This window comes from Nocardioides luteus (assembly GCF_014648595.1).
In the GTDB taxonomy this organism is placed as follows: Bacteria; Actinomycetota; Actinomycetes; order Propionibacteriales; family Nocardioidaceae; genus Nocardioides; species Nocardioides luteus.
The window spans coordinates 156,270-163,464 of the sequence record NZ_BMRK01000012.1 but is presented as its reverse complement, the minus strand read 5'-3'; the positions used below and the strand labels follow the sequence as shown (position 1 = coordinate 163,464).

Below are 7,195 nucleotides of genomic sequence, written 5' to 3'. Positions count from 1 at the left end.
GGGAACGAAAATCACAGTTGCTTGACGATGTCCGCACGCAGGTGGTCTCGACAGGCTCGACCACCGGAGCCACAGGTCTCGACGGGCCGGACGCTGCTTTACTTCGGGCCCATGACAGAGCGCCCCGAATCGAGCATCCCGGTGAGCATGCTGTGGGAGTCGACGGATCCGTATGACGCTCTCGAGGCGCGGTTCGGGTTCGGGGCGGCTACCGCGGCGATGGAGTGGCTCGACGGCGTACTGGCCAGGCACTGGGGACTCAGGGTGCGTGGATGCGGGCGGTTGGTGATCAGCGACTCCAACTGTCTGGCGTGGGTCACGGTCGACGGGGACGCGATGGTTGCGAAGTGGTCGATGCGGCAGTCGCGGTTCGAGCGGCTGGTGGCCGTCGGGGAGCTCACGAGCTGGCTCGGGGAGCGGGGGATTCCTGTCTCGAGGCCGGTGCCCGCGAACGACGGACGGGTGCAGGTCGAGGTCGATGGGGTCTCGGTGGGGCTGCAGCGGGTGGTCGAGGGGGAGTTGCTGGACATCGAGGATCCTGCGCAGGTGCGGGCGGCGGGGGAGGTGCTTGCGCGGATGCATGCGGTGATGGCCGACTACCCGGGCACGATCCCGACCGAGGAGCCGCTGGCACCCGGCACGCAGCTGGTCGGCAACGACTTCAGGTCGGCGAACATCCTCTGGTCGCAGGGCAGGATCGCGGCGGTGCTGGATCTGGAGGAGGCGACCTACCGCCGGCGGGCGGAGGATCTGGGGCGGGCTGCGGTGCTGCTCGGTACGCGGTATCACGACTGGCGGGCGACGCCTGAGAAGGCGAGGAACGCCTTCGTGCGAGCGTACGAGAACGTGCTCCCGTTGAACGATGAGGAAGCCGCTGCGCTCGAGGAGGAGATCGCGAAGACGATCGAGGCCGTCGGCGTTTGAGCACGCATCGGCATGGGGCCGTAACCTTGGTAGACGATGAATCCCCGGACCGTCTATCTGGACCACGCCGCCACCACCCCCATGGCTCCTGCGGCGATCGAGGCGATGACCGCGGAGCTGTCGCTGGTCGGCAACGCGAGCTCGCTGCATGCATCGGGGCGGCGTGCCCGCCGGGTGCTGGAGGAGTCGCGCGAGCGGATCGCCGCGGCGCTCGGGTCGCGGCCGGGGGAGGTCGTCTTCACCTCCGGCGGCACCGAGGCCGACAATCTGGCGCTCAAGGGGGCCTTCTGGGCCCGCCGCAGCCAGGACCCCGGGCGCACCCGGATCCTCTCCTCGACCGTGGAGCACCACGCCGTGCTCGACCCGCTGCACTGGCTCGAGTCGACCGAAGGTGCCCAGGTCGAGCTGATCCCGTGCGACGAGACCGGCCGCCTCGACCTCGCCGCGATGAAGGCGGCCGTCGAGCGCGACCCGGCATCGGTCGCGGTCATCTCGGTGATGTGGGCCAACAACGAGGTCGGCACCCTTCAGCCCGTCGCCGAGATCGCCGAGCTCGCCGCGGAGCACAAGATCCCGGTGCACACCGACGCCGTCCAGGCGGTCGGAGCGGTGCCGGTCGACTTCGCGACCAGCGGCGTCGACGCGCTCTCGCTCACCGGCCACAAGCTCGGCGGTCCGGTCGGCGCCGGTGCGCTGGTCTGCCGCCGCGAGCTCGAGCTGACCGCGCTGGTGCACGGCGGCGGCCAGGAGCGGGACGTACGCAGCGGCACCCACGCGACCGCGGCCATCGCCGGCTTCGCGGCGGCGGTGGAGCTCGCGGTCAAGGAGCAGGAGGCGTACGCGACCAAGGTCGGTGCGCTGCGCGACCGGCTCGTCGAACAGGTGCTGGCGGCCGTCCCCGACTCCCACCTCAACGGTCCGTCCCTGACGCCGTTGGGCCACCACCGGTTGCCCAACAACGCCCAGATCGCGTTCCCGGGCTGCGAGGGCGACTCGCTGCTGATGCTGCTCGACGCGGCCGGGATCGAGTGCTCCACCGGCGCGGCGTGCTCGGCCGGCGTACCTCAGGCTTCTCACGTGCTCCTGGCGATGGGCCAGACCGACGAGCAGGCGCGTTCCTCGCTGCGCTTCTCGCTCGGGCACACCACCACCGCCGACGACGTCGACCGGCTCGTCGCGGCGATCGGTCCCGCGGTCGAGCGCGGCCGCGCAGCGGGGTTGCAGCGCTGATGGGAGAGAAGATGAGAGTCGTAGCCGCCATGTCGGGCGGGGTGGACTCCGCCGTCGCCGCCGCCCGTGCGAAGGAGGCGGGCCACGACGTCACCGGCGTCCACCTGGCCCTCTCGCGCAACCCGGCCTCCTACCGCTCCGGCGCCCGCGGGTGCTGCACGATCGAGGACTCCAACGACGCCCGCCGCGCTGCCGACGTGATCGGCATCCCGTTCTACGTCTGGGACCTCTCCGACCGCTTCCACGAGGACGTGGTCGAGGACTTCATGTCCGAGTACGCCGAGGGGCGCACCCCCAACCCGTGCCTGCGCTGCAACGAGAAGATCAAGTTCGCCGCCGTCCTCGACCGGGCGCTCGCGCTCGGCTTCGACGCGGTCGCCACCGGCCACTACGCGACACTTCGCGAGGACGCCGACGGGCTTGTCGAGCTGCACCGTGCCGTCGACGGCGGCAAGGACCAGTCCTACGTGCTGGGCGTGCTCGACCAGGATCAGCTGCGCCACTCGCTGTTCCCGCTCGGCGACACCCCGAAACCTCAGGTGCGCGAGGAGGCCGCCCGCCGCGGTCTGCTCGTCGCCGACAAGCCCGACTCCCACGACATCTGCTTCGTCGCCGACGGCGACAACGCCGGCTGGCTCCGCGAGAAGCTCGGCGACCGTGCGCCCAACGAGTCCGGGCCGATCGTCGACGAGTCCGGTGAGGTGCTGGGTGAGCACCAGGGGACGTACGCCTACACGATCGGGCAGCGGAAGGGCCTGCGTCTCGGCAAGCCCGCGCCCGACGGCAAGCCCCGGTTCGTGCTCGACATCGAGCCGGTCTCCGGCATCGTCACCGTCGGTCCGCGCGAGCACCTGGCCGTCGACGGTCTCTCCGGCATCCGGCCACGCTGGGCCGGGCGCGTGCCCGAGGGGACCCTCGAAGGCACCGTCCAGCTCCGCGCCCACGGTGACGAGCACCGCGCCCGGGTGAATGTGGTCTCGACCACCGAGGTCGAGATCGAGCTGCTCGACCCCGCCTACGGCATCGCGCCGGGGCAGGCCGCAGTGATCTACGACGGCACCCGCGTCGTCGGCTCGGTCACCATCGCCACCACCCGCCGGATGGCGCTCGCGTGAGGTCGACCGGAGTCGGATCGCTGCCGGGGGAGGACTTCGCGGAGGCCACCCGCATCGTGCTCGGCGAGCTCACCGACCTGCCCCACCTGCCCGAGCTGCCCGCGCGCGGCGCGATCGCGAACATGACCGGCCGCGCGCTGGCCATGATCGAGGGCCTCGACGCCGACCTGCAGCCCGCCGGCTGGCGGCTGACCGGCACCTCCGGCTCGCCCGGGGTCGACCACCGCCGCGCCCGCAGCCTGCTCGCCCAGGATCTCGACACCGTGGAGGAGCTGGCCCAGGACTCCGCGCTCACCTCGGGCGGCGGCGCGGTCAAGATCCAGGTCGCCGGGCCGTGGACTCTCGCGGCCACCGTCGAGCGACCGCGCGGCGACAAGCTGCTCGCCGATCACGGCGCCCGGCGCGACCTGGCGCAGGCGCTGGCCGAGGGCGTGGGCGCCCACATCCGAGACGTACGCCGCCGTCTCCCCGGCATCGAGACGCTGGTCGTCCAGGTCGACGAGCCAGCGCTGAGCGCCGTCCTCGCCGCTCAGGTGCCGACCGCCTCCGGGTTCGGCAAGCACCGCAGCATCGACCTCCCCGAGGCCTCCCAGGCGCTGGAGTGGGTGCTGGGTGCGATCGCCGGCGAGGGTGCGGTCCCGTGGGTGCACTCGTGTGCGCCCGGCACACCGCTGGGCCTGCTCCGCAAGGCCGGGGCGAAGGGGCTCAGCGTCGACCTGAGCCAGCTCAGCGCCGCTGACCACGACGACCTCGCCACCGCGCTGGAGGCGGGCGACACGGTCGCGCTCGGCGTGCTGCCCGCGCTCGCGCCGGAGGGTGCCGAGCCCACCGACAAGACGGTCACCGAGACCGTGGAGCGCTGGCTCGACATGCTCGGGCTCGACACTGCGTACGACATCGTGCTGACGCCGGCGTGCGGCCTGGCCGGTGCCGACTGGCGCTGGGCCCGCACCGCCTTGCGCATCCTCACCGAAAGCGCTCGACACCTGGCGTAGATTTCCCGTTATGGGACGACGGGGGATGGCACTGCTGGCCGCTGCATTGCTGCTGGCCGGCTGCGGGAGCGCGAGCACGGCGGACGACGGGCCCAGCGAGCCCGGGTCGAGCGCCGCTGCGCCGTCGGCGAGCATCGACCCCGCCGACCTGAAGCCCGGAAACAAGCCTGCCACCCCGGAGGCGCTCGCAGCGATCACCCTCGAGCACGTCGGCATCGAGCCGGAGTCGTTCGACGGCGGTGACCTCTACTTCGAGAAGGACGAGGTCGGGACGGTGCTCCTGTGGGGCGCTGGCCGCTCGCTGGAGGTCAAGGCCGGCCCCGCCGACGACGACCTGCTCTCCACGTGGTGCGAGGAGGGCATGTCGGGCTGCGACGAGGTGAAGAGCGAGGCCGGCGTCGCCACGGTCGCCTGGGACCTCGCCACCGCGGACGGCACGCCCGGCCAGGTGATGGTCTCCCACCGGTCCGGCAAGGAGGAGCGGCGCGCCGTCTACATCGGCGAGAAGATCACCGCGGACCCCCGCAAGCTCGACCTCGAGGTCGGCGTCGACGACCTCGTCGGCCTGGTCACCGACCCGCGCCTCGGCACCAGGACGACCGCCAAGATGACCAAGGCGCAGGTCGAGGGCTTCCCCTCCGAGGGTGCCAACGGCGAGGGTGAGGTCGCGCTGACCGCCGGAGCGATCGCGGCAGGACTGCTCGAGACCGAGGCGTACGCCGACATCGACTCCTTCGAGAAGGCCGACGCTGCCGACTACGGCAAGGGCGCCTTCGGCGTCGTCGGAACTCGGCCCGACGGCAGCACGGTCACCGCGATCCATGCTCCGCGGCTCTCCGCCGAGCAGCAGAAATGCCCCAAGCGGCTCACCTGCTCGAAGGGTGACACCGACGGTTACGACGGCTGGACCGAGGGGTCGGCCGAGACCGTTCGCTGCTATCCGGCCGAGGGCGAGCGGTCCGCGTTCTGCGGGGTCGTACGCCAGCAGGCGCCCGCCCCGTTCCCCGGCGACGACCTCGACGAGGTTCTCTCCGGCCTGGAGGAGGGGCTGGAGGCGCTGTGGCCGACGATCCCGGCCGACACCGCCCGGCGCGGGGAGTCGCTGGTCGGCTGACCTGCTCGACTGACCTGCTCGACTGACCTGCTCGAACGACGTCGGTCGAACGACGTCGTTCAGCGCCCGGCGACCCGCTGGCCGGCGTAGGCCTGTGGGCGCTCGCTCGGCGGTGCGAAGGACTCCGGCGGCCGCGGCTGACGGTGTGCGGGCTGCTGGGGGGCCTGCTGGGCGACGGGCTGCGGGGCGGGCTGCGCGGCCGCGCGGCGTCCCGGCCGGCGCTGGACCGGTGGCTCCTGCTGAGCGGCGGCCCGACGACGCGTCGGCTGCTGGGACTGCGGCTGGGCCTGGGGCTCGCGGCGGTCAGGGCCCGGCTGCTCTCGCCGCCCGGGGCGCGGCTCGTGCCCGCCACGCCGCGCCAGCGGCGGCTCAGGCTGCGGCTGGCGCTGCAGGTGCTGGCCCTGGATCGGCTGGCCTTGCATCGGCTGGCCCGGGCGCTGCTGGCCCGGGCGCTGCTGGGCCTGGATCTGAGCCTGCGGCTGCCGCGGTGAGGCAGCCGGGTAGGGGCCGGAGGCCTGCCGGGGATCCGACGGGTAGCGCGGCGCCTGGGCACGGCTCGGCTCGTCCCACTCCCAGTCCTGCTCGCGCCTACGGCGACCGGCGAGCAGCGCGACGGCGCTGGCGACGAGGGCGAGGACGATCATGGTCGCGACGATGATCCAGGTCAGCCCGCCGACGCCACCGCTCTCGGCTGCGGCCTGCTTCTTGACCGCACCGGTGGCCGGGGCGCAGCCGCTCTGGACGCACTCGCCGTCGCTCGGGGTGCCGGTCACGACGAACCTGATGCCGCGATCCACCGAACCCTGGAAGGTCAGGGTGTGCTTGCCGAGGCCGATGTCCTTGGGGAGCCGGCCCGACCACTTCGCGACGCCGTGACCGTTGGCCTTGATGTCGGTCGAAAGGACCAGCGGGGTGGAGTAGACCACGACCTTGATGCCGGTCTCGTTGGGCTTGAAGCCGGAGGCCTGGGCATGGATCACGTCGTCGGCGTCCACGGAGGCGTCGTCGATGCCGGTCAGCTCCAGGCCCTTGACCGTCGGCGGCTCCTCCGGCGCGGACCACGGCTTCTTCGACTTCTTCGCCTTCGGCTCCTCACCGGCGCCGTCACCGTCGCCGCCCGCTTCACCGGTGCCACCGGTTCCACCGGTCGAGCGACCCGAGGACGTACCTCCGGAGCCACCGGAGCCGCCGCTTCCCTCCGACCCGGTGTCCTCGGAAGGCTGCTCCGGGGTGGGATCGCTGGAGGGCTGAGCGAGAGCGTCGAAGTCGAGGGGGACGCCCGCGGTGTCGGTGTCGTGGGAGTCGATGACGTCGCGACCGCCGCCGCGCATGGTCATGATCTGGTAGTTCGTGCCGGGGTCGAGCTGGGCGACCTGCGCGGCGTCGAGGGTGAACTCGACCGTCCAGTCACCGGGGTCGGCGGGGTCGTGGGTGACCGACTTGATGAACGTGTTGCGAGTGCCCGACCCGACGTACCCGGCAGGGTTGAGCGCGATCTCGATCCCAGGGCTGCGGCCCTTGTAGTCCGTGCCGTGGACACTGAGAACCACGCCGTCCTTGGACTGCTCGACGATCGCCACCTGGACCTCGGCGTTGGAGAAGAGGCCACCGAGGCCGAGCGAGTACGACGCGCCCATCGGCGCCAGCGCGAGCCCGAGCGCCATCAACAGCGTCACCGCGAACCGAGAAAGCACTGCAGACCTCACAAGGCGGTCAATGGGGGGATAGGTGTCGGCCCGCCTCACCCGACGCGGCTGCAAAGTAGTCGCCTTTACCTCCGATCGTGACCCCCGTCACCCAGGTGTTGACCGGTTGCG

Annotated in this window: 6 protein-coding genes; 5 read left to right on the top strand and 1 reads right to left on the bottom strand. The window is 72.0% G+C overall.

The annotated features are described in order from the left end of the window. The first annotated feature begins 111 nt into the window (after nt 1-111). Genes IEY81_RS15940 through IEY81_RS15920 form a run of 5 tightly spaced genes read left to right on the top strand, consistent with a single transcriptional unit; the run spans nt 112 to nt 5,378 of the window. Nucleotides 112-924: a phosphotransferase gene (locus IEY81_RS15940; RefSeq protein WP_189119457.1), complete on the top strand. Its 813-nt coding sequence runs from the start codon at nt 112-114 to the stop codon at nt 922-924. Nucleotides 925-960: 36 nt separating this feature from the next. Continuing rightward, on the top strand, nt 961-2,154 hold the full coding sequence (locus IEY81_RS15935; RefSeq protein ID WP_189119456.1) for a cysteine desulfurase family protein: 1,194 nt from the start codon (nt 961-963) through the stop codon (nt 2,152-2,154). An 11-nt stretch (nt 2,155-2,165) separates the two neighbouring features. Further along, entirely contained in the window at nt 2,166-3,269 is a 1,104-nt protein-coding gene (mnmA, locus tag IEY81_RS15930; RefSeq protein WP_189119455.1) for a tRNA 2-thiouridine(34) synthase MnmA, read from the top strand. Continuing rightward, nucleotides 3,266-4,264, top strand: a complete 999-nt coding sequence (locus IEY81_RS15925; protein WP_189119454.1) for a uroporphyrinogen decarboxylase/cobalamine-independent methonine synthase family protein — start codon at nt 3,266-3,268, stop codon at nt 4,262-4,264. Before mnmA ends, IEY81_RS15925 begins: the two co-directional genes overlap by 4 nt. 10 nt (nt 4,265-4,274) lie before the next feature. Next, nucleotides 4,275-5,378: a hypothetical protein gene (locus IEY81_RS15920; RefSeq protein WP_189119453.1), complete on the top strand. Its 1,104-nt coding sequence runs from the start codon at nt 4,275-4,277 to the stop codon at nt 5,376-5,378. 59 nt (nt 5,379-5,437) lie between these two features. On the opposite strand, the gene IEY81_RS15915 is transcribed toward IEY81_RS15920, so the two are convergent. Further along, nucleotides 5,438-7,054, bottom strand: coding sequence for a hypothetical protein (locus IEY81_RS15915; RefSeq protein WP_189119452.1), 1,617 nt, complete (start codon nt 7,052-7,054; stop codon nt 5,438-5,440). Between the last annotated feature and the right edge of the window lie 141 nt (nt 7,055-7,195).

What these genes read in the sequence shown, in the direction of transcription:
- IEY81_RS15940 (WP_189119457.1), top strand. Translation starts at nt 112, where the DNA reads ATGACAGAGCGCCCCGAATCGAGCATCCCGGTGAGCATGCTGTGGGAG.
- IEY81_RS15935 (WP_189119456.1), top strand. Translation starts at nt 961, where the DNA reads ATGAATCCCCGGACCGTCTATCTGGACCACGCCGCCACCACCCCCATG.
- mnmA (WP_189119455.1), top strand. Translation starts at nt 2,166, where the DNA reads ATGAGAGTCGTAGCCGCCATGTCGGGCGGGGTGGACTCCGCCGTCGCC.
- IEY81_RS15920 (WP_189119453.1), top strand. Translation starts at nt 4,275, where the DNA reads ATGGGACGACGGGGGATGGCACTGCTGGCCGCTGCATTGCTGCTGGCC.